The sequence below is a fragment of the Geofilum sp. OHC36d9 genome (assembly GCF_052400685.1).
Lineage (GTDB): Bacteria > Bacteroidota > Bacteroidia > Bacteroidales > Marinilabiliaceae > CAZHHH01.
Genome location: NZ_JBQTGJ010000001.1, coordinates 154,889 through 178,141, shown reverse-complemented (window position 1 = coordinate 178,141; position 23,253 = coordinate 154,889). Strand labels below are relative to the sequence as shown.

18 protein-coding genes are annotated in these 23,253 nt (G+C 40.8%); 12 read left to right on the top strand and 6 right to left on the bottom strand.

Annotated elements, in window-relative coordinates:
* Positions 1 to 95: 95 nt before the first annotated feature.
* A complete protein-coding gene (locus tag ACT3CD_RS00630; protein WP_444641939.1) occupies positions 96 to 1,610 on the top strand; it encodes a glycoside hydrolase family 28 protein in 1,515 nt (504 codons plus the stop codon).
* 39 nt (positions 1,611 to 1,649) lie between these two features.
* Here ACT3CD_RS00630 and ACT3CD_RS00625 read toward each other — a convergent pair whose 3' ends face one another.
* Positions 1,650 to 3,077: a nucleoside hydrolase-like domain-containing protein gene (locus ACT3CD_RS00625; protein WP_444641937.1), complete on the bottom strand. Its 1,428-nt coding sequence runs from the start codon at positions 3,075 to 3,077 to the stop codon at positions 1,650 to 1,652.
* 1,128 nt (positions 3,078 to 4,205) lie between these two features.
* Between ACT3CD_RS00625 and ACT3CD_RS00620 the strand changes: the two genes are divergently transcribed.
* The 3 genes from ACT3CD_RS00620 to ACT3CD_RS00610 all read left to right on the top strand — a co-directional run bounded on the left by ACT3CD_RS00620 (position 4,206) and on the right by ACT3CD_RS00610 (position 8,260).
* Complete coding sequence (locus ACT3CD_RS00620) at positions 4,206 to 6,041, top strand: LTA synthase family protein (RefSeq protein WP_444641935.1); 1,836 nt, start codon at positions 4,206 to 4,208, stop codon at positions 6,039 to 6,041.
* Between the two features lie 94 nt (positions 6,042 to 6,135).
* A complete protein-coding gene (locus ACT3CD_RS00615; protein ID WP_444641933.1) occupies positions 6,136 to 7,383 on the top strand; it encodes a peptidase U32 family protein in 1,248 nt (415 codons plus the stop codon).
* Positions 7,384 to 7,453: 70 nt separating this feature from the next.
* Positions 7,454 to 8,260, top strand: a complete 807-nt coding sequence (locus tag ACT3CD_RS00610; RefSeq protein WP_444641931.1) for a DUF2797 domain-containing protein — start codon at positions 7,454 to 7,456, stop codon at positions 8,258 to 8,260.
* A gap of 89 nt (positions 8,261 to 8,349) precedes the next feature.
* Here the strand turns inward: ACT3CD_RS00610 and ACT3CD_RS00605 are convergent, their stop codons facing one another.
* The 5 genes from ACT3CD_RS00605 to ACT3CD_RS00585 form a co-directional block, all read right to left on the bottom strand.
* The gene (locus ACT3CD_RS00605; protein WP_444641929.1) at positions 8,350 to 9,336 is read right to left on the bottom strand and encodes a Gfo/Idh/MocA family protein; all 987 of its coding nucleotides are present in this window, start codon (positions 9,334 to 9,336) and stop codon (positions 8,350 to 8,352) included.
* Between the two features lie 24 nt (positions 9,337 to 9,360).
* On the bottom strand, positions 9,361 to 12,048 hold the full coding sequence (locus tag ACT3CD_RS00600; RefSeq protein WP_444641927.1) for a DUF3352 domain-containing protein: 2,688 nt from the start codon (positions 12,046 to 12,048) through the stop codon (positions 9,361 to 9,363).
* 26 nt (positions 12,049 to 12,074) lie between these two features.
* On the bottom strand, positions 12,075 to 14,462 hold the full coding sequence (gene porZ, locus ACT3CD_RS00595; RefSeq protein WP_444641925.1) for a type IX secretion system anionic LPS delivery protein PorZ: 2,388 nt from the start codon (positions 14,460 to 14,462) through the stop codon (positions 12,075 to 12,077).
* Complete coding sequence (gene rdgB, locus ACT3CD_RS00590; protein ID WP_444641923.1) at positions 14,459 to 15,037, bottom strand: RdgB/HAM1 family non-canonical purine NTP pyrophosphatase; 579 nt, start codon at positions 15,035 to 15,037, stop codon at positions 14,459 to 14,461. The genes porZ and rdgB overlap by 4 nt, the downstream gene beginning before the upstream one ends.
* A 131-nt stretch (positions 15,038 to 15,168) precedes the next feature.
* Positions 15,169 to 16,002, bottom strand: a complete 834-nt coding sequence (locus ACT3CD_RS00585) for a universal stress protein (RefSeq protein ID WP_444641921.1) — start codon at positions 16,000 to 16,002, stop codon at positions 15,169 to 15,171.
* A 271-nt stretch (positions 16,003 to 16,273) separates the two neighbouring features.
* Here ACT3CD_RS00585 and ACT3CD_RS00580 point away from each other — a divergent pair, with 271 nt between their 5' ends.
* The 8 genes from ACT3CD_RS00580 to atpA all read left to right on the top strand — a co-directional run bounded on the left by ACT3CD_RS00580 (position 16,274) and on the right by atpA (position 23,250).
* Entirely contained in the window at positions 16,274 to 17,713 is a 1,440-nt protein-coding gene (locus tag ACT3CD_RS00580) for an adenylate/guanylate cyclase domain-containing protein (protein WP_444641919.1), read from the top strand.
* Positions 17,714 to 18,009: 296 nt separating this feature from the next.
* Positions 18,010 to 18,387, top strand: coding sequence for a bactofilin family protein (locus ACT3CD_RS00575; protein WP_444641918.1), 378 nt, complete (start codon positions 18,010 to 18,012; stop codon positions 18,385 to 18,387).
* 405 nt (positions 18,388 to 18,792) lie between these two features.
* Complete coding sequence (locus tag ACT3CD_RS00570) at positions 18,793 to 19,182, top strand: hypothetical protein (protein ID WP_444641916.1); 390 nt, start codon at positions 18,793 to 18,795, stop codon at positions 19,180 to 19,182.
* Positions 19,183 to 19,241: 59 nt separating this feature from the next.
* Positions 19,242 to 20,321, top strand: coding sequence for a F0F1 ATP synthase subunit A (gene atpB, locus ACT3CD_RS00565; protein ID WP_444641915.1), 1,080 nt, complete (start codon positions 19,242 to 19,244; stop codon positions 20,319 to 20,321).
* A 19-nt stretch (positions 20,322 to 20,340) separates the two neighbouring features.
* A complete protein-coding gene (gene atpE / locus ACT3CD_RS00560) occupies positions 20,341 to 20,550 on the top strand; it encodes an ATP synthase F0 subunit C (protein ID WP_444641913.1) in 210 nt (69 codons plus the stop codon).
* Positions 20,551 to 20,572: 22 nt separating this feature from the next.
* Entirely contained in the window at positions 20,573 to 21,067 is a 495-nt protein-coding gene (gene atpF, locus ACT3CD_RS00555; protein ID WP_444641911.1) for a F0F1 ATP synthase subunit B, read from the top strand.
* Positions 21,068 to 21,107: 40 nt separating this feature from the next.
* On the top strand, positions 21,108 to 21,650 hold the full coding sequence (gene atpH / locus ACT3CD_RS00550; RefSeq protein ID WP_444641909.1) for an ATP synthase F1 subunit delta: 543 nt from the start codon (positions 21,108 to 21,110) through the stop codon (positions 21,648 to 21,650).
* A 10-nt stretch (positions 21,651 to 21,660) separates the two neighbouring features.
* Positions 21,661 to 23,250, top strand: a complete 1,590-nt coding sequence (gene atpA, locus ACT3CD_RS00545) for a F0F1 ATP synthase subunit alpha (protein ID WP_444641907.1) — start codon at positions 21,661 to 21,663, stop codon at positions 23,248 to 23,250.
* The last annotated feature ends 3 nt before the right edge of the window (positions 23,251 to 23,253 follow it).

The window sequence follows — 23,253 nt, the reverse complement described above, 5'->3', positions numbered from 1 at the left end:
CAGTAACCTCATACACCTTGAGATAGTAACCTCATACTACTTTGGAATAAAATATTAAATTTGACCGAATTAGGAACCACTTAAAACCATCTCAAATGAAAAGGATTAGCATAATCTATCTGTTTTCAATTATCGCATTAACCTGTCAGGCACAATTCAATACCCCCCGGTCAGATGCCCCATTTTTAAACAAAAGCCAGGTCGGCGCCAAAGCCATGCCTGGAGAAATAGCGCCCATCACTGCGCCATTCGACATACCGCAACTTAAAAAACCACAGTTTCCGTCCTACACGCTTAATATAACCAGCATGGGTGCAAAACCTGTTAAAAAAGTCACAAAAAACATTCAAAACGCCATTGACAAAGTCAGTAAACGCGGCGGCGGAACGGTAATTGTCCCTCCCGGAATATGGAATACAGGACGTATCATACTCAAAAGCAATGTAAATCTGCATCTTCAGGAAGGTGCTGAACTTCATATAGGTGGTGAAATAGAAGATTTTCTGCCTGCCGTGTTCACCCGTGTTGAAGGAATAGAAGTGATGTCGAGTGGCGGCTTCATCTATGCCCATAATGCAAACAATATAGCTTTAACAGGCAAAGGTAAAATTGTGGGCCCTGAAATGAACACACCGGTTCGTACTGCCGAAAATGCGCCCGGAGTCGTAGAAATTGCCATTGATCAAAACAGTCCGGTAGAAAGCAGACTATACGACGGACACAATGGTCGCTATTTTTACAAACCCAAAGCTGTTTGTTTAGTTGAATGCACAAATATACTTATTGAAGAAATCACCATCGAACGCAGCGTCACCTGGAATGTAACGCCCATATATTGCGATGGCGTAATAATACGTGGCATTACCGTCAACTCCGTAGGAATACCAACAGGCGACGGCATCGACATCGAGTCATCACGCAATGTTTTGATAGAATATTCAACGCTGAACAATGGTGACGATTGTTTTACAATGAAATCAGGGCGCGACAAAGACGGTATACGGGTGAACCGCCCTACTGAAAATGTCGTTGTAAGATATTGCCTTTCGGAAGCAGGTCACGGTGCCATCACCACAGGTAGCGAAACCGCCGGATGGATACGCAACATATATCTGCATGATTGCATTTTTGACGGAACAGACAGAGGTTTTCGATTCAAAACAAGGCGCCCGCGTGGTGGTGGCGTCGAGAACCTCTATTACGAACGAGTAGTAATGAATATTAACAAGCATGCTTTGGAATGGGACCTTCTTGGCAGCCCTTATTATGTGGGTGAACTTGCAAACCGGCTACCCAAACTGCCAATTAATGAGCTGACGCCCATTGTTCGCAATATTTTCATCCGGGATGTAACAATTAAAACCAACAATAATTTTATTGTAGCTAAATGTATTCCTGAAAGTCCTCTAACAAATGTTGTGATGGAAAATATGGATATTACCTGCAATGAATCGATTATACTAAGAGATGTCAAAGACTTCGTAATTCGAAATTCAACAATCAGAAGCAAAAACCAAAATATGGAAATACTGGAAGGTCAAAATGTTGTTTTTGACAATGTTAAAATGATCTACCAGGAAAATAGGGACATGCTATTCTCCGAATTTTAAATGGTCACCAATCATTTACGACATATAAAAAAGATGACTTTAATTTGGAATGATTGTAACAATTACCCGCTTATAACGTGACAATTGTGGTTCTCCTTTGTCGGTGACACGCAATATAAAATGAGCTGTTTCAGTTTTAGTTACAACCGGAGCCGTGAAATTCACTGAATGCACATTTTCTGCACCATTCACCTTTATCATTTTCTTATAAGTACCCGCTTCAGGATAGTTAAACCAAAGAAAGCTGAAACTATCGCCGTCGGGGTCGGTCGTCTCAAACGCATCTAAAGAAAAATTCTCACCTGATTTAACCGTTATTTGATCCGGATGACTTAACACAGGAACAGGAGGATGATTTGCTTCGTCGTACGACCGAATACACCAATACATACGTGCTGCAAAATCATTCTGAAAATCATCTCTCCATCGCCATAACGTAACTTTATCATTTACAAATGAAACCGTATCACGTTTCACCGAACGCCCATATTCACCTGCTATATAAGGAGAGTAACTATCAATTGCATTTGTCCAGATTGCTCTTTTTTCAGGCGCAATGGTAACGATTGAACCGCCGTCTTTAGTTTTTGAGAAATCGGGGATATACAATTCGTAACGACCACCCCAACCACCCCAATCAGGATGCCCGGCATCATTAAGGCCATTGGCAATGAGTCCTAAAAATGAAGGCGTATCACCTTCCATCCCCCAGGCCACATCGGGATAAATAGCGCCCAGTGGACCATGATTCTGTTGAATATTCTCAGCAATCCACCTGTTACTAATAGTTGCATTATCAATACCTTTTACATAACTGTTTATTGCTGTCCAGGTTGCGCTGGCATAATCATCGCCCGGACTAACGATGTAGAACAAATCGGGGAAATTAGCTCTAATCCAAATGCCACTGTCATCCTGATCAGATATGGTATAGACTCTAAGTTTTGATATTAACCTTTTTGCTTCCTTTTTACTTTTTGTTTTTTCAATCGTAAACAATGCCTGAGCCAACGTATTCACACCACCCCAGGCAGAAATCCACAAGGGACGTTCATCATCTTCTTCCAGAATATCTATAATCCAATCAGACCCTTCAGAATCCATGCCTTCCCCAACGCCTGTCATGCCATATTTGGGCAATCCCGACTTAACGAGCATCGATAACGTTTTTGCATCAGGAAAACCCGGCTCATGTTTTAAAAGATTAGGCTGTACTTTGCCGTATGCCTCAATTACTTTTTCAATTGATTCAGGATTTACAACGGAAGTGTGCCAACAGGAAGTGGTCGCAACAATACCTTTGATGTCGATTTGATTCGAATATAAAAACAAACGTACCAACGACTGTGTATCATCCGGATCGGCTTCAATATCGGTTAATATAACAACTCTGTTTTTATGAACCTCCTGTCCCCTGATAAAGCTGCAAGCAAAGGCAAAAAGGATAAAAAGGGTTAAATTTTTCATAGCTTAAACGAATAAAATTATAACTAGTATCTTTCTCTTATGTGACTCTTTTAATATAAGCAGCCTCCAGATCAGACAACATTTCTTTAAACAGGTTACTTTCTGCTACTTACCCCATTAATTAAATGGCTATCACAGGGATAAAGGCCACGTATTGAGGGAGTATAAAGGCCAACTTCTGCATTAGGCTAGCTCTCATCAGGTCATTTACACCGTTAAACTTACATTTTTGAAGCGACGCAAGACTTGAATTCAAACACACGACTCTGCGGACAGACTCCAGGTAACAACTGCGAGCCCATTTTTTGATTACCTGTATAACAACTAAGTTAACCTCGCACAAAATTTCGATATTCCATTTTCGAATATTTAATTTAGAATTTTAAACTTCTCTAAAAAAATATTTTCTTAAACTGAACATCCAGGTAACCCTCAACTCCTTTAACATCTTTAAAATTATCTAATTTTACCGATCTTTTCGCCTCACAAAAAAAATAAACTAATTTCTCCTCCATTATGCCATTTTTATACACTTCACAAATCCCCATTCGTGTAATTAGTGTTTGTCTATAAAGTCAACTTCTGCGTTATGCTTGTCATAAAAACAGTCATTTACGAAAAGTAAACGCCTTGATTTTTATGACTTCGCAAGCCTTGAATTTGGACTTTTCTTATCAAACACTTGTGCTTTTTTGCTGTTACTAATTAAAAAATTGTTACTGCTTACGAGGAAAAAATCGCCACGTCTCCTTCAAAACAGTTTCCTTAAAAGGGAGCCCCTACAAGAAAAAAAAAAGACAAATTAGATAGCAGTGGATATAGGTCAAAAAATATTACATACCTCTGAGAGGTATAGCGCAAACAGCTAATCGTGAAATTAATGTGAAATAAAACTTAAAAGCCCACGATATAGAGCTTGGAAAAAACTACTGCGACAGATAAGAATACTTCATTTTTGAAGCTTACTAACCTTAAAAAATGGCAATCAAATGAATCGAAACTCACAACACATCAGCTACTAAACAAGTTTCGAACATCAACCTATATTTACAAGAGTCTCAGCATAAAAATAACAAGGGTAACCCAAAACAGATAAAAACCTTAACTTTGTGCGCTAAAAATAACGCAATGATAAAATTTCTTAAATATCTTCTTAAAACCGCCATTTTCTGGTTGTTACTATTTGCCTTTTACCGGGGCGTTTTTATCCTGTTCAATATATCCTATTCCGGTGGAACGCCTTTGGGTATTCTGGCAAAATCATTCCTCACCGGGCTGCATCTCGACCTATCAATGACCAGCTACTTAATACTCCTGCTAAGTGTTATTCAAACTGTCACGGTAAGTATTAGTCGTCGGTTTTCATATAAGGCACTTCACGTCACCAACCTCATCCTCATCACCATTTTCACTGCTTTGCTACTGGGCAATATTAACTTATATGCTTACTGGGGACGACTGTTAGATGCCGAAGGTTTTAGCTTTCTGAAAACCCCGTGGGTCATATTAGCCTCCGTGAAATGGTACGAGAGTATCTTGTTTATGGTTATTTGGGGCGGATTTGCGTGGGCCGCCATTTATTTATACAGCCGATGGACAAAACACTTCAAATCATCACAAAGCATGGCTCCACTGAATACCGCCATAGCTGCATTTCTTACGCTGTTCACCGCAGCGGTAATGATTATACCTATCAGAGGCGGTTTCGGGGTGGCACCTATTAATACCGGCATCGCCTATTTTTCGTCATACAACTACGCCAACCATGCAGCCGTTAACCCGCTGTGGAATCTTTTTTACAGTTTCAAACGCATGGATGCGCGTACCCGCCATTACAAATTCATGGACGAAGACAAAGCACTTGCCATTTATAATGAATTACGCACTGTTGACAACGATTCGATCATTAAAATATTGAAAACCGACCGTCCAAATGTGGTCATTATTCTTATGGAAAGCTTTTCGGCTCAGGTTGTTGGATGCCTGGGCGGCGAACAGGTAACACCCAATCTGGATTCACTGGCACATCAAGGCATACTTTTCTCAAATATCTATGCCGCCAGCGACCGCTCCGACAAAGGAATTGTAGCTACGCTGGCCGGCTATCAGGTTATGCCTGCGTATTCAATCATTCAGTATCCGGCCAAATCGCAATCTTTGTCTTTTTTGCCCCAAAAAATGAAACAGGCCGGTTACGGTCATCTCTCGTATATGTACGGCGGCGACATCGGTTTCAAAGGCATGAATTCATTTGTAACATTGTCTGGCTTTCCCAAAGTGATAACCATCGATGATTTCCCATCTTCAACCAGAGGCAAAAAATGGGGCGTTCACGATGAGTTCACCTTCAGCCGCCTGGCAAAGGATATGAAAAACGATCAATCGGACCAGCCATTCTTTAAATTCTTTTTCACGTTGAGCAGCCACGAACCGTTTGATGTTCCGATGGAAACCGTCTATCGAGATCCTTATCTAAACTCCATTCATTATACCGACAGGTGCTTAGGCCAATTCATCAAGCAGGTCAAAGACAACGGTCTATGGGATAATACGCTATTCATTCTCATTGCCGATCACGGAACACCCGGGCCCCGGAAAGCCACTTCGCAAATGCCCGAGCGTTACCATATACCAATGATATGGACCGGAGGAGCATTGGCCGTCACCGACACTACCATCACCAAACTGGGCAGTCAAAAAGACATGGTTGCCACTTTGCTGGGGCAATTAAATATTGATGCTTCTGAATTCAGATTTAGTAAAAACATTCTATCAACAGGCACCCACGAATACGCATTTTTCACTTATCCCGACGCTTTTGGCTATGTTACACCGACTTCTTACCAGGTGTATGACAATACAGCAAAAAAATATGTGATGCAAACTGGCTCCGTCAGTCAGATAGACAGCCTGCGGGGCAAAGCCTATTTGCAAGTGCTCTCAGCCGACCATTTAAAGCGATAATCTATTACAATTCAATTATTTAACATAGCAAACCATTTTTTTTTAGAGCCTCAAAAACAGATTGGTTTAATTCCAGAAAAAACAGGCAGACATCATGACCAGAAAAGATTTTGAAATAATGGCACCGGCAGGCTCGTATGAGTCACTCAGGGCAGCTATTCAGGGAGGAGCCGATGCGGTCTACTTCGGTGCCGGCAATTTAAATATGCGATCACGGTCATCGGCCAATTTCGCACCCGATGATTTAAAACAAATTGCCAAAATATGTGCTGAAAATGGTTTAAAATCATACCTGACACTTAACATCACCCTTTACGATCAGGATTTGGCAGAAATGCACCACATGGTGGATGTTGCCGTTGAAAGTAACATCTCAGCCATCATTGCCAGCGATATAGCCGCTATTCAATACGCACGCCGCAAAGGTATGGAGGTACATATCTCCACCCAATCGAATATATCAAATATAGAAGCAGTTAAATTTTACAGCCAGTTTGCCGACGTGGTTGTGTTGGCCCGCGAATTAAACATGGATCAGGTAAAAGCTATTCATGATGCCATTATACAGGACGATGTACGCGGCCCGGGAGGCCAATTGATGCGTATCGAAATGTTTGCCCATGGCGCATTGTGTATGGCCGTATCCGGAAAATGTTACTTAAGCCTGCATCAAATGAATGCTTCGGCAAACCGTGGTGCTTGTCTGCAACCATGCCGGCGCGGCTACGTGGTAACAGAAAAAGAAACCGGCGACGAACTGGCGATAGATAATCAATACATCATGTCGCCCAAAGACCTGAAGACCATTCATTTTCTGAATAAAATGATAGATTCCGGTGTTCGTGTCTTTAAAATTGAAGGACGTGCACGTGGTGCCGAATACGTTAAAACGGTCTGTCGTAGTTACGATGAAGCCATACATGCGTATCTCAATGGTTCCTATAATGAGGAAGCCATAAATAAATGGGATCAGGCACTTTCATCAGTCTTTAACCGTGGCTTCTGGAATGGTTACTACCTGGGACAACGGCTGGGTGAATGGAGTCATAACTATGGATCGCAGGCCTCCAAACGAAAAATTTACATCGGTAAAGGCAGCAATTATTTCCCGAAAATTGGCGTGGCCGAATTTCTGCTGGAAACCCAACATCTTAAAGTCGGTGACCAGATTCTCATAACCGGGCCAACCACAGGGGTTGTTGAAATGACGGTACCCGAACTGCGCGTGGACTTAAAGCCTGTTGATGAAGTAACAAAAGGTGATCGTTTCTCAATGCCAGTTAATGAAAAAATTCGTCGTAACGACAAATTATTTCGCATTGTAGATGCCAAGGAAAAATAGCGTTGGTTTACAGAAATACGGTTAAAACGCATCTCAACTCCCTAACGGATGCATAAAAACACATAAAAAAATGCAAGTCAAAGGTCATCTGCAAAAAATGCGTAGCGAAGTCACCAGCAATCAGCAGGTCAATTATTACCTGTCGCTTGATGGCGAAGAAATAACTATGAACAATTTGATGAACAAAACTATTACACTGCGTTATAGCGGCATCATCCATTGCGTTGCATGTGGTAAAGTTACCAAAAAATCGTATGCCCAGGGCTATTGCTTTAACTGCATGCAAACGGTTCCCCAGGCCGAAGAATGTGTGCTTCGTCCCGCCCTGTGCAAGGCTCATTTGGGTATAGCCCGCGACATGACTTATGCCCGTGAACATTGTCTGAAACCGCACTTCGTGTACCTTGCCAATACCGGCGATATTAAGGTTGGGGTGACCCGTGAGTCGCAAATTCCAACCCGATGGGTTGATCAGGGAGCAACGGCCGCCATCAAATTATGCATGACCCCCAACCGTCGCATGGCCGGCCTTATAGAGATGCATCTGGGGCAACATTTTACCGATAAAACAAGCTGGAAAAAAATGGTGACTAACGAAGTGGATGCCACACTTGATATGCAAATATTTCGGCAAAAAGCACTAACACTATTAAATCCGGAAATGGAAAATCTCATCTGCAGCGACGACCAGATTTATCGCTTTAATTACCCGGTTCTGCATTATCCCACACATCCCAAAAACACCAATCTGGATAAAGAAGCCTCCATCTCGGGCGTGTTGAAAGGTATTAAAGGGCAATATTTACTGCTCGACGATGAACGCGTTATTAACATACGCCGCCATACCGGTTACTTAGTGGATCTGGAATGGGAGTAACCGGGCACAAAAAACAAACGCTCACAAGTAGGCAGCCTGATGACAGCTCAATACCTGTAAGCGTTATTTCTTAAAAATTAAACGATACTTTACAATTTCGCCCACTGACCTGAAAGGGCTGATTGACGCACCGCATCAATTACCTTCATATTATTCACGGCATCTTCCAATGGCGTGGGCACCGGTTGCTTCTGCAAAAGCGACTGCGAAAAAGCGTCAAACATAATTCCATAAGGATCACAAACCGGGAACTGAACCTCACGTGATCCCTGCCCTGTACTCACCGTAATAGTCGACGGCGTGTCCACATAAGTATTAAAAGGAACATGCACAGTAATGGTTCCAGCTGTTCCAATGATATCAACTTTTTGAAACGGCTCGGAAGTGGTTGATACAAAAAATGTAGCGGTGGCGTTTCCAAACTGAAGTAAGGCTGAAGTACTTCTGTCAGTACCAAATTCAGGATGATTATCCATTGTAGCCAAAACATTACCGGGCTCCCTTCCAAATACAAACCGGGCCACTGAAATGGCATAACAGCCAATATCCATCAAAGCACCACCTCCAAAAGCCTTTATATTCCTTATGTTAGTTGGCGAAGGGTTATTATATGTAAAAGTAGTATGAACCGCATTGACATCGCCAATTTGGCGTGATCGGATAATATCCCGGATATGTTGCCATAATGGATGAAAACGATACATAAAACCTTCCATCAGTGGCACCCCCAACGTCTCTGACAGTTGCACAACCTTTTCGGCTTCCGCAGCATTCATGGCCAATGGTTTTTCGCACAAAACCGGTTTACCGGCATTCAAAGCCTTAATGGCCCACTCGGCATGCAAATGGTTTGGCAGAGGGATATAAATGGCTTCCACTTCTGGATTGTCAATCAATTGCTGGTAACCATCACATACCACTGGTATAGCGTACTCTGAAGCAGCCTCGGCCGCTTTATTCCTGTCACGTGAAGCAATGGCGTAGAGTTGGCTTTTGTCTGTTTGCTGTAGAGGTAATGCAATACGTTTGTAAAAATGGTTAGAGACACCAAGAACCCCATATTTTATCTTATTCATAATGTAAACATTTAATAACCAAAACTATTCAACTCTATAATTATACAAATAATCATTCGCCCCACCTGTGAGAAGATTAAAACGGTAAGAAGATTTTAAAAACCCAATACTGAAACGGCTAATTCCCTTCAAAGGAAAGCCATCGTATTCAGACCCATCCAAATTTAACAGATGAATATGTCCATCATGTTTCTCAACCAAACCAAATTTAATATCAGAAGATGAAAATTGATACAAATCCACATTTACCAATATCGGCTCATCAAATTTACGGCTGGCGGTGAGATGCCCCTTTTCATCAAATAGCTGAAAGCTATCCTCAGTAACAAATACATATCGGCTGTGTCCATTCGGGAGCGAAAACCAGGTAAAATAATGAGGGCCCAATTCTTTATGAAGACTGGTCAACGATGTTTTACCCGAAGGCAAAGCAACCTGCACCAACTCACCGCGTTTGGTAGTCGTTGTTAAAAGCGGCCTTCCTTGATCCTCTCCTTCAAGATAAAACATCGAGGTCGCATTACGCACAAAAGGTCGATCGGGTGTCACCCTCACATTACCCCTACGATCGGTAATATAATTTCTGAACTGATCACTATACACCAGATAGTCGCGTCCCTGACTCACAAAGTGTTGCAAAGGGAGAGTCACGATCCCTTCTGACTTGGGTGCATCCCAACCAGGATTTCGGTTCCCTGTTTTATCATACAAATAAATACGATTATCGGCCAATGCGACAAAAATCCTGTAATCTTTATCATTCATATAATCAAAAACAGACAAACCATTGGTCGCCTTATCTGGCAACGAAATCGGATAACGAGCCACATGATTTCCATTTCTGTCGAGCAAATAAATACGGCTCGCCGTATTAAAAAGATATTGCAGCTTATTGTTTTTATAATAATCAATCTGGTAAATCTCACTCATAACAGACTCGCCCAATGGCCTTTTCCATAAAATACGCCCCATATTATTAATGAGATATAGATTATTTTTAGCATCCTGCACCATCACCTCCTTCTCACCGGAAACATGGTTATCGACCAATATCGGTTTGCCCAGTATGACCGTATCAAGTCGGCTTTGCCAAATGGTACGCGGCTCCTTATCACGATATGGCGCATAATTGGCAAAAATGGTAGTGTAGAGCAAATCGGTGGTTTGCGACAATTGGAGACCAACACCATAAAACCCGGTTAACGCTTTGTCCTGCTTTTCGGTTGGAAAAACGTTTTTATTTAAATGTCCTTTTATGAGATTAAAAATATGAGGAATCTCCACAAACAGAAAAAAATTATCATTAAAGCCAAAATTCTCCACAAACGATGAATAATAAGGATGGGAGGACAAATTCTTTTTTAATACGTTGGCATACAAAAATTCACGAATAGCGTCACTGCTATCGGCAAAAACCATATAATTCTGATAAAACGAAAAATAAACCGACGGCACTTCCGGGAAAAGAACCTGAAAATAATTACGCATCACGGTTGCTTCAGGCATTTCATAAACCGGGAAACGGGTATCATCGTCCAATGAGATCCAAAATGTTTCAGAATCAGAACGTCTGTTATCAGTCATCATTTTTTTCAATACAGCCATGGCTTCGGTTTGACCAGACGTACTAAATACAAGCAACTTATGATATTGACCTGCAGGCTCACTCGCAACATAAGCAAGAGCTGCCTCACGATCAATCAACGGTAAAAACATCTGCGGAAACGATACGCCATGGCGCTTGCGGAAACCATTGGCCAACTTGCCGTAACCATCCGATGATTTAAAGCGGGTCAAATTATCCTTAAAGCGGGGTGACATATTATAACTCATAAGCATCTTTGCAGAAGAAGGTATAACATCGGCCACATTTGAACGCATGGGTTCAACCCCATTAAACAAGGAAGAAAAAAGTGAATCAGCAGGCGAGAACGAAAAACCATTCAGATAAACAGACGCTTTCCTAATATCCATATCCAACTCGGCCCATGCTGTCCATTGATCTTCAGAAATACCGGAATACAGCTGACGGGTAACCATCGGTAACTTTCTAAAATTTAAATAAACAGACACAGGTTGTTCATTGAGTGATGTTTTTCGTATTCTCTCAAATGAAGCATCAGCAACAATCCTTTCAGAAGAAGAAGCCTTGCGCACCCTCTCAACAATTGCAGCCGAAGGGCTGACCGACAAAATGCCATCCTGAAAGCAATAATATAAATTTAATGGTAAATCGACTGTTGCTTGCCAAATACCTACCCGTCCGTTAAACGAAACCGATCGCCCCATTGCTATATCAACAGCATTTGACAGTTGCAACGCCTCCGAAGGATTTTTAACCGACAAGTTCAAAAGCCAGCTAACCGAATTTGCGGTATCGGGATGCAAGGAAAACGAAAATGGACGTTGAAGCAAATCTCTGGCTACCGGCTGGTTCATAAAAGCCGAGGAGTCAGTCCATGCAACCACAGCCTGAATAGCCTGCCAACACTCAAAGTCAGATAAAGCAGATGCAAAACTGACCTGCCTACTCAGCAAATCCATTAACACGGCGGGCTGATTCACCTGCACCACAAGTGCGGCATCACCCGTAACTGCATTCATCGGCTCATTGGCGTTATATGGTTGATTTCTTCTTAAATAGAAAAAAGCCAAAATAATAATGATAAGAAGAAAAACAACTGCCGTGATGGAAATAAACCTCTTGAACATACTACTAAATTATCATTTCAAAAAAATCAGCGTACGACAGCCACCTTTGTCACATCAGAGACAGAACCATCGGCCGTCGCAACAAAAATAAGATAAACTCCAGTTTTAACCTTTTGGCCCCAAAAATTACGGCCATCCCAAAAAGCCTGCCCACCAACTGAGGTCGTTTCATACACCAAACGACCCGCTGTATCCGTAATTTTAACATTGGTATTTGTCATCAAACCCGTAATCGTAATGTCTCCTTCAAAATTTGGACGAACGGGATTGGGATATACATACATTTGTGAAAAAGTAGTCTCGCCTTTGGTGGCCTGCCCCTGATAAGAAACAATACCTGCACCGGTGGCAATAAACACTTCGCCGGTATTCTCATCAATCGTGATATCGTTTATATAATCGGAAGGCAATGGACTGTTTGTGGTATTAAAAGCATTAAGTTGTTCACTTCCATCGGCCGAGACCAGAAAAACGCCCGACCCCATAGTCCCCAGCCACTTACGATTACCCGGATCAACAGCAATACTTGTAACAGACTCTTCACCAAGAAGATAATCAGCCCGACCCGATCCATCGTCACGGGCTATTTTAATACGCGAAAAAACAGGAGCCGAGTCATCCGTAAGCAGCGTATAAGGCTGATAATTAACCAACACACCTTTATCAGTCCCCAGCCAAATTTGTCGGTTCAAATCCTCGGCAATGGCATACACATTATTGGTGACTTCCTCTCCATCACCATCAATTAATAAAAATTGTCCCAAATTGCGAGGGTCATCGTCAGCTTCTGGCGACACCGCGCTTTTATAATAATCATCGGTTTGATCTTCGGGGGTATCATTATCATTCCACACAAAAAGCCCTGTAGAAGTACCTCTCCGAATAGACAACCACTTATCGCCCCACGACGTATTAATCAAAGGCATAAGTCCCTGATTTTTACTTATAGCACCATAAGAATATCGTTGCCACTTGTCTTCCTCAGGAAAATAGGCGACAATCGGATTCTCAACTTCTGAATTGGTCATCCAAAGAACATTGTTTTCGTCGAAAGCCGAACTTGCCACCCTTACATACTGACGCGCATCGCCAGTAATATTAACAAGACCGTTTTCGGGAGTGAAAAAATGATTGGTAACGCTAACTTTATGGTCCACTATTTCTATTTCAAAAACACCACTACCCCATGAATTCGCATATACCTTAGAGGGATCAGAAGCCGAAAATGCTACTGACATCATATCAAACGAAGCATCTAATTCCGGCGTGTTATTTCTGGTCAGTTGTCTCCATCCGTCGTAGGTCAGCACCGACAACGCTGCCCAACGATACAAATTATTCCAGGATGAAGTTATTCCTCCGGGTATTACCCATAAGTTGTTGTTAAAAAAGGCAATTTGATTGGCATAATTACTAACCGGCCCCTGAGGCAAAAATTGTTGCCATAGATCGTTTTCCCAAAATAAAATGCCATTACTGCGATCAGACAGCCATACTTTGCCGCCATCCGATGCTACAGCTGAAAAATTTGCTGTAAGTGACACTTCATTAACCAACGGACTCTTAATAGTCTGGATGTTCGACAAATAATCATCAAACTTTAGTACTTCAGATTTCCCAACAACCCAAAGCTGATTCGCATCCGTTTCCATTGATTGAAACCCTGTTATCGAAGTCACCGTTGTTGCACCTGCATCGGTAAGCTGAAGCAGAGTTGCGCCTGTACCTGTATCGCCTTTCACAGCCATCACTTTTTCACCGAACAAAGCCACCGAAGAATAAGTTGTAATGTCAGGTGAGTAGAGATTCCATGCCGTATACACGTGAATGTCTGTTGCTGACAGTAAGGCTCTAAGCACTCCCGCAGATGTCGCCGCATAAAGATACTCACCATCCGAAGCCAGTTGATTAACCTTTAAATTTGATGCATTATCACCAATATAGTAAGTCGATACAACCTCCAATTTATCCAAATTCAAAACCAAAATTCCAAAATCAGTGGCACAGTACAATAAATTATCTATTACCAAAAAATGATTGATCTGCTTACTACCGGCCATTATTTTCAATTTCAAATCATTGATATTAAAAATTGTACCATCTTGTAAGATATCAATATTACCATCAGCATAGCCTATAAACAAACGATTTCCCCAACCAAGAATAGCGGATATTCCAAAATCAGACAAACCATCGGTAGTTGTATAAGTTGATATCGAATAATCGGCTTTTTCTACTCGTATCAAACCCACACTGGTAGCCCCAATCCATTGTGTGTCCGTTTCTTCTATGTCAAAACAATTGGCGTACGAAAAATAAGACTGCCAAAGCCCATCCGACTGGCCGTTTGCTACAACAGAACAAAACACGGTCGTCATCAAAAAAAACCGTGAAAAAAAGCTACGTGTCATCATTGAACAGATTTTAAAAAATTAAGCAGGCCTTCGACGGCGCGGCCCCGATGACTAATTTTATTTTTTACAGAAGGGGCCATTTCAGCAAAAGAACAGTCGTATCCTTCCGGCTCAAAAATCGGATCATAACCAAAACCTCCATTTCCACGTGGGGACTTCAGAATAGAACCTTTGACCACACCTTCAAACAAATATTCAGTACCATCCATAATGAGCGCAATTACAGTCTTAAACTGCGCTTTTCGATTGGTTTGATCGTTAAGAAGCGTCAGCACCTTATTCATATTCTTCTGCGAATTGCTTTCTTCACCGGCAAAACGAGCCGACCAAACTCCAGGAGCACCATCAAGCGCTTCTATTTCGAGACCTGTGTCATCGGAAATTGTGTTCAGCCCAAACAGATTAAAAATAGTTTTTGCCTTTATCAACGCATTTTCAGCCAAAGTAACCCCGGTTTCTGGTATCTCTTCGAGATAATTCATCTCAGGTAATCCTTTTAGAATAAAACCCGCCGGCAGAATAGCCTTTAACTCACTTATTTTATGATTGTTATGCGAAGCAAAAATTAAATCCATATAATACCCTCTTCTTTATGACGTAAATTACCGGTAGTGAAGGTAAAATATTTGTTTCGTATACACAAGAAACCCTTCTTTAGTATAAAACAAAGAAGGGTTTCGTAAAGTATTCAAATACGAAAAATATCTTAGAAATTGTTATAACCATACTTCATAAGATCGGTTCGGGGATTAATTACCATAACAGGGATTTTCGCAGAATTAGCAATCATATACTGCTCCTGAGCACCCAAAATATAAGCATGAAAAGCAATGTCGCGAGACGTCATAATAATAATAAGATCTGCATCATTATCAACGGCATGTTTTAATGTTTCCTCACTAAAAGGTAAATTATGCCCCGCCAAAACCAACTCATAATTAATTTTATTCTCTTCCAAAAAAGATTTACAAAAAAGCAGATTGGCACGCGTACGCTGCTCAACCACACCATCCTTACTTGAATCGGCAAATAAAATGGTGTTGGAACTAAAATATTGCGACATAAATTGTACCCACTTCAACTTCTCCTTATTCTCAGTTTTAAAATCAACCGGGAAAACAATATTGCGATAACTTAAACCTGGCTTAGGTGCATCCTGAACCACTAAAAATGGAATTTTAGAACCCAAAATAACTTTTAAAGCACGACTCCCGGTTAGCTTTTGCATCCCATTTACACCATGGGTACCCATCACAATAATAGTGGCTTCCAACTCATTGGCCACTTTATTAATGGTTTTAAAAATAGAACCATTACGAACCAGAAAAGCAGGTTTAATACCCATTTCGGCTGATAATTTTTCCACCTCAGCTGCCAAATCCCGTTCCCTGCCAGCAATCTCATCTTTTTTCTTGGCAATATGCAACAGGGTAACTCCCACTTTTAAACGTGCCGCCAGTATAACAGAATGCGCTACAGCATTCTTTGCCATTGCCGTAAAATCATAGGGCACAACAATGCTATGGTTCAGGCTTTCCATATTTATCAATTGAGGTTAATATTTATGAGTTTTAAAAACATCATTCAAATTATCAGAAATAATAAATCTTCTTTTGCTATTCAAACTACCAAATCCAGGTTGAAATTAACACTTTAATCACCTACAATAACTTTTTTTACAAAAAAATAACATCAAAAATAATTTAAAGGCCTTAAATGTAATTAAAAAACAGTTTAATTTCCTTATCTTTTTTGAGATATTTTAATAGGTACCTAAATAATGATTTACGATCATTTATTAATCAACATCGATGGCTGAACTCATTCAACATATTCCGAAGACAATAACCATTTCAGGTTTAACCCTGCTTATGGTTATTACCGGTATAATAATCAGGCGATGGTTCTTTAAGCGGATTGATGCGTTGGTTGAGAAACGGGTAAATGAAATAATGAAAATTAAAACGTTGGCGCTGCGCATAAAAACAGGCCCGGAAAATGATGCCTATATCCAAAAAGATAAAAAACCCCATGTTAAAACATTAAGATATAAAAGCGTTACAGTTCTATTTGCCGACATACAAGGGTTCACAAAAATAGTTGAACGACTAAACCCCGAGATGCTGGTTGATCAACTCGATGATTTTTTTGTCCGATTCGACAACATTGTAGACCATTACGGCATTGAAAAAATAAAAACAATAGGTGATGCCTACATGGCAGCATCGGGATTGCCGGAAAAAAACAGTTCACATGCAATCGAAATGGTAATGGCTGCATTGGAAATACAAACTTACATGAAACAACTCAGAGAAGAAAAAGCTCGTCAGCATGAAGATTTCTGGGAAGTACGAATCGGAATACATACCGGTCCGGTTATCGCCGGCAGGGTAGGACGGAAAAAAACCACCTTCGATATTTGGGGCGATACCGTTAACACGGCCAGCCGGATGGAATCGTCGGGCAATGCCGGTGAAATCAATATAACTGATTCCACATACCAAATGATTAAAGATTTTTTCGTGTGCGAGTACCGTGGCCAAATGCCCATAAAGTACAAAGGCGCTATTGACATGTACTTTGTGAAAGCAATACGACCGGAGCTATCGCTAAACGGCTCAGGACTGATACCGACACAAACCTTCTTTACACGACTGCAACATATTCGCTTCATTCATCTGGAAGAAGCTGTTTTAAACAGACTTAGCGTTGAATTATCAACAAACATCAAATACCACAATGCACGACACACGATTGACGTTTTAACCCAGGTTGAAATACTGGCCCGGAATGAAAAAGTAAATGAAGAGGAGCTGCTCTTATTAAAAACAGCCGCTTTAATGCACGATACGGGATTCCTGACCAATTATCACAACCATGAATATCACAGTACCATTATAGCCACCGAGGTTTTGAATAATTTTGGTTATTCACCTGAACAAACAAAAAACATAAATAAGCTGATTAACGCTACCCACCCACAACATCTACCAACAACTCTTCTTGAACGCATCATTAAAGATGCTGATTTAGATCATCTCGGACGGGCCGACTTTTTTAATCTCTCTGAATTACTTTTTAACGAACAAAAGATATTTAATCCACACATAAAAAAGGACGAGTGGCTCTTAAGTCAGATTTCCTTTCTCTCAAACCATAAATTTTACACATCAACAGCATTAGAAATGCGACAATACGCTAAAAATATTCATTTAAGAACATTACGCCAGTTGGTCAATTGCAAAAACTAAACAGTGCCTGCCCATAACGTCGGGAGTTTGGTTATAAAGTTCAAATTCAAGGCTTGCGAAGTCAGGAAAATATGTATTTATATAAATAAAGGATCTTTTTGAGGACAAGCTTCACGTAGCTTTTGAACTTTTCATGTAAGCACTAAATAGTATGAGAATTTCAACCTTTCTATTTAGAACCTTTCTGTTTTTTTTTACATTTGTTGACCAAAAAAGTATTTACCCACAACAAACATAGCGGTTGGGGTTATATAAAACACACGCCGACAAAAACAACGGCTCAAATAACATAAAAGATGAAAACAACAGAGGTGGAAAGCAAACTCCCGAATATGATTGGTCCGGGAACTAAAATCGTCGGTAACATACAAACCAATGGCGATTTTAAAATTGATGGAAACATAGAAGGAAACGTGAGCTCCAAAGGAAAAGTTGTTGTAGGTGTTAATGGCTTTGTTAAAGGCGAAATCATCTGTTCAAACGCAATTATTTCGGGTTCGGTAAACGGAAAGTTGGTTGTTTCTGAACTTCTCTCCATGCAGTCAAGTTCAAAAATTAACGGTGATATCCGTGCCGCAAAATTATCAATTGAACCGGGGGCAATTTTTACCGGCACCTGTACAATGGGATCCGATGCGAAAATGCAAACCCCTTTAACTGAGGTGAAAAAATAAAACCAGATCAACCTCATACCAAACCGAAATCGCATAACAAAAATCTGTCTATAAAACTCAACTTCGACGTTATGCGTACTGTAAAAGCGGATATTTACGACTATAAAGTCACATATTTCATATGTTTAAATTTATCTTTCAATGGTCATATGGAACTCTCGATGAATTTTAATCATTCTCCTGTGTGTATTTTAGAATGCTAAAATTCATGTTCGTTTCATATGTTTAGAATTTGTTTTTTAAGGTCATATGGAACTCGCCGGGATAATCGTACTTCTGTGTGTGAAACAATTCCCATGGCCCGTTTCAAATTTTAAAAGCATCAAAACATAGCACTCGTATCTGCAATACGAATATTCGGACAAACACTAACAATCACCTGCTCCAAAAAAATTATGGTAGCAGGTGATTTTAATTTACTCACCAGCAATGGTTCAAATACTACTCAAAGAAACGATTTTAAGCCTTATCCTGTTATTAGCAGGCTTTCTTATCGGTCAGGTAACTAACTGGGTAGTATTTACAGAATATTTTATTTGTCTGTCGTTGCTATGTGTTGTATTCATTTGTAGCACTCTGCTTTTTAATCGTCAAAAGAAGCACAAAAAACAATGGTTTGGACTTACATTTGCCACTATGGCAATGTTGGCTCAATTAATTATTTTACTTTTTTTATTCCTTTTTCTTGAACCCCAGAACAAAAATCATCGTATAGCTGCCATTAGTCTTATGGTCTCTTACTTTATTTTCTTTATTACAGACACACACTGGAAAGTTAAATGGCTGTTTTATTAAGCTAAAGCAGAAACAGGAGATTAGTTTTTTTATTAAATTAGACGTATTAATTTCACAGAATGAAAAGACTGCTCACCATACTATTTATATTTTATGCAGGCTTCACCTTGCACGCCAACGACACTAAAAGCCAGACGTCAGATGAAGGATTTGATATTACCGAACTGATCATGCATCACATCGGCGATTCACACGAATTTCATATTATCAGCTTCCCAAAATCATCCGGCGAAACACTTGACATAACGCTGCCGTTGCCGGTAATATTATGGGATAACCATGGGTTGCACCTATTTCTGTCATCAAAATTTCACACCGGCAAAGCAGAAAAAATAGTATACTCACGCGGCAGTTATTATACGTTACTTAATGAAAAAATATATCAAACGGACGCGGAAGGATCCTTATCATACAATGCTGCCGGTGATGTCACCAATAAAAAACCCTTAGATATTTCAATTACCAAAAACGTATCGAGTATGTTTCTATCCATAGCCATACTCCTGCTGTTATTTATTCCTGCGGCCAAAAACTACAACCGGAAAGATGGCATATCTGCGCCTCAGGGGGTTCAAAAAGTCTTAGAACCTATCGTTCTGTTTGTTCGTGACGATATTGTAAAATCGCAAATAGATAAGAACAAAGCTGATTTCTTCATGCCCTTTTTGATGACGCTGTTTTTCTTTATATGGACCAATAATTTACTGGGACTAATACCTTTTTTCCCGGGTAATGCGAACCTTTCGGGCAACATTGCATTTACCTTCACTTTGTCAGTCTTTGCCTTTCTGGCCATTAACGTATTTGGATCGAAACATTACTGGAAAGATATTTTTACGGCACCTGGCGCGCCATTATACATCAAAGTATTACTGGTTCCCATCGAGATTATTGGCATCTTTACCAAACCATTTGCTTTAATGATTCGACTCTTTGCAAATATAACAGCCGGACATATCATTATATTAAGCCTTACCTCGATCATATTTGTATTACAAACTATATATGCCTCACCTCTTACCGTCTTACTTTCATTGGTAATGTATTCACTGGAATTTTTGGTGGGAGCCCTGCAGGCGTACGTATTTACCTTATTAACAGCGCTATTTATTGGTATTGCTGTAAACAAAGAACAATAAAATTTTAAAATTTAATACAATGGAAGGACTAAGTTTTATCTCAATCGGGTTAGGCCTGATAATAATTGGAGCAGGTTTAGGAATAGGAAAAATCGGAGCTTCGGCAATGGAAGCTATGGCAAGACAACCTGAAGTAAGCTCAAAAATTCAAACAGCAATGCTTATTATTGCAGCTCTTATTGAGGGAGCAGCTCTTTTTGCCATTGTAATTGCCTGGATGAAAGGTTAATATTTAACAAAACAGAAACAGAATGGGGATACTATCTGTAGATCCCGGGTTGGTTTTTTGGACCACACTCTCATTCGTAATATTACTTTTGATTCTGCGTCGCTACGCATGGAAACCAATTTTGCGTGCACTAAAAGTGCGACAGGAATATATAGAGTTTTCGCTACGTGATGCCGATGCAGCCAAAAAAGAAATAGAGAAGATTGCCGAGACACAAAAACAAATGATGAATTCGGCGCGTCTTGAAAGAGAAGCCATGATAAGGGAAGCCCGGGAGACGAAAAATCAAATTGTTGCAGAAGCAAGCAAAGCAGCCGAACAGGCAGCTGACAAAATTCTTATGCAAGCTCGTCAACAAATCAAACGCGAACAGAATGAAGCCATGGCAGGCATCAGACAACAAATAAGTCGATTGTCGCTGGAAATTGCCGGCAAAATTCTGAAACAAGAAATGGCAGATGAAAAACGACAAAAAGAAGTCATCAACCAGTATTTGGAAGATATTAGTTTTAACTAATTGATTCTGCTATAAAATTTTCGCAACAAAAAAACTGTATATGAATGCCAGTCTGATATCAGTACGTTACGCCAATGCCTTATTTAATATAGGGTTGGAAAAACCGAATCTGATGGAAAAATTTAAGAGCGATTGCCAGTTAATCGTATCTGTAATGGAGCAGTCCAAACAGATGGATCAGCTGTTGCAAAATGCGACCATTAAACCATCTGAAAAAATAACGGTTATTCGCAATGTCTATGGCGCATTGGTGGACAAACTGGTGTTGAAGTTTATGGAAGTAGTGATTCAAAATGAGCGACCTCAGTTATTAAAAAGCATGCTCATCAATTTTTTGGATCTGCACCGCAAAAAAATGGGGATCAAAAATGTGCAGTTAATAACAGCCATAACACTCAGCAAGGAAGAATGCAGCAAGATCAGACAGCAGGTCGAAAAAGGCATTAACTCGCCCATCGATTTGTCGTGTTCCGTTAACCCGGATATCACCGGTGGTATCATTTTAATCATCGATGGTCAACAGATTGATGGCAGCATATCGGGACAATTAAGGCAGCTCAAAAAAAGACTAATGGTTATTTAGAATTACGGCAATGGAACAAATAAAGCCTTCTGAAGTATCAGAATTAATACAACAACAAATAGAACAGTTTGAAACCAACCTGCAACTGGAAGAAGTAGGGACCGTACTCCAGATTGGAGACGGCATTGCCAGAGTTTATGGTTTAACAAACGTTAAGTCAAATGAACTGGTAGAGCTGGACAATTGCATGGGTGTGGTTTTAAACCTGGAGCAGGACAATGTGGGTATTGTGCTATTTGGCCCGTCACATCTGGTTCGCGAAGGCGACGTTGTTCGCCGTACCGGACGAATAGCATCCTTAAAAGTTGGTGAAGGCATGACCGGTCGTGTTGTGAATGCACTAGGTGATCCCATCGACGGCAAAGGCCCCATCAGCGGTGACTTATATGAAATGCCGCTGGAACGAAAGGCGCCTGAAGTGATCTTTCGACAGCCGGTAAAAGAGCCTCTGCAAACGGGGCTTAAGGCCATTGATGCCATGATACCCATAGGACGCGGACAACGGGAATTAATCATTGGCGACCGACAGACCGGGAAAACGGCCATTGCCATCGACACCATTATTAATCAAAAAACATTTTACGACAAAGGGGAACCTGTTTACTGCATTTATGTGGCCATTGGTCAAAAGGGAAGCACGGTAGCCCAGTTAGTCCATACACTAAAACAACACGGCGCTATGGACTATACTATAGTGGTCGCCGCTTCAGCATCGGACCCCGCAGCGATGCAGTTTTATGCGCCATTTGCCGGTATGGCCATCGGCGAATTCTTCAGAGACACAGGTCGTCATGCACTTATTATATTAGACGATCTTTCAAAACAAGCCGTTTCATACCGTGAAGTTTCACTGCTGTTGCGTCGTCCACCAGGCAGAGAGGCCTTCCCCGGTGATATATTTTATCTCCACTCCCGTTTGCTGGAACGCGCCGCAAAAATTGTTGAATCGCAACAAATTGTCAGCAAAATGAACGACCTGCCTGAATCCATTCGTTCCATGGTAAAAGGTGGTGGTTCTTTAACGGCATTGCCCATCATTGAAACACAAGCCGGTGACGTATCCGCCTATATCCCTACCAATGTAATTTCCATCACCGACGGACAAATATTTTTGGAATCAGGTCTGTTCAACGCAGGTATTCGTCCGGCTATCAACGTGGGAATCTCAGTTTCAAGGGTAGGTGGAAACGCCCAAATTAAACCCATGAAAAAAGTGGCAGGCACACTAAAACTGGATCAGGCACAATACCGCGAACTGGAAGCCTTCTCTAAATTCGGATCGGATCTTGATGCTGCCACAATGAACGTCCTTGATAAAGGCCGGAAGAATGTAGAACTATTGAAACAACCGCAATACAGCCCCATGCCTGTTGAACAGCAAGTTGCGCTCATATTCTGCGGTACACAAGGGCTATTGAAGGATATTTCTCAGGAAAAAATTAAAGATTTCGAGCACGATTTCATTGAGAATCTTCGGCACCAGCATGACAACGTTCTGTCGAAAATAGCATCTGGACAATTTGATGATAGCATGCAACACATCCTAAAAGAAACAGCTGCGGATCTTTGCATTCGCTATCGTGACAAAGAAGAAAAATAAAAA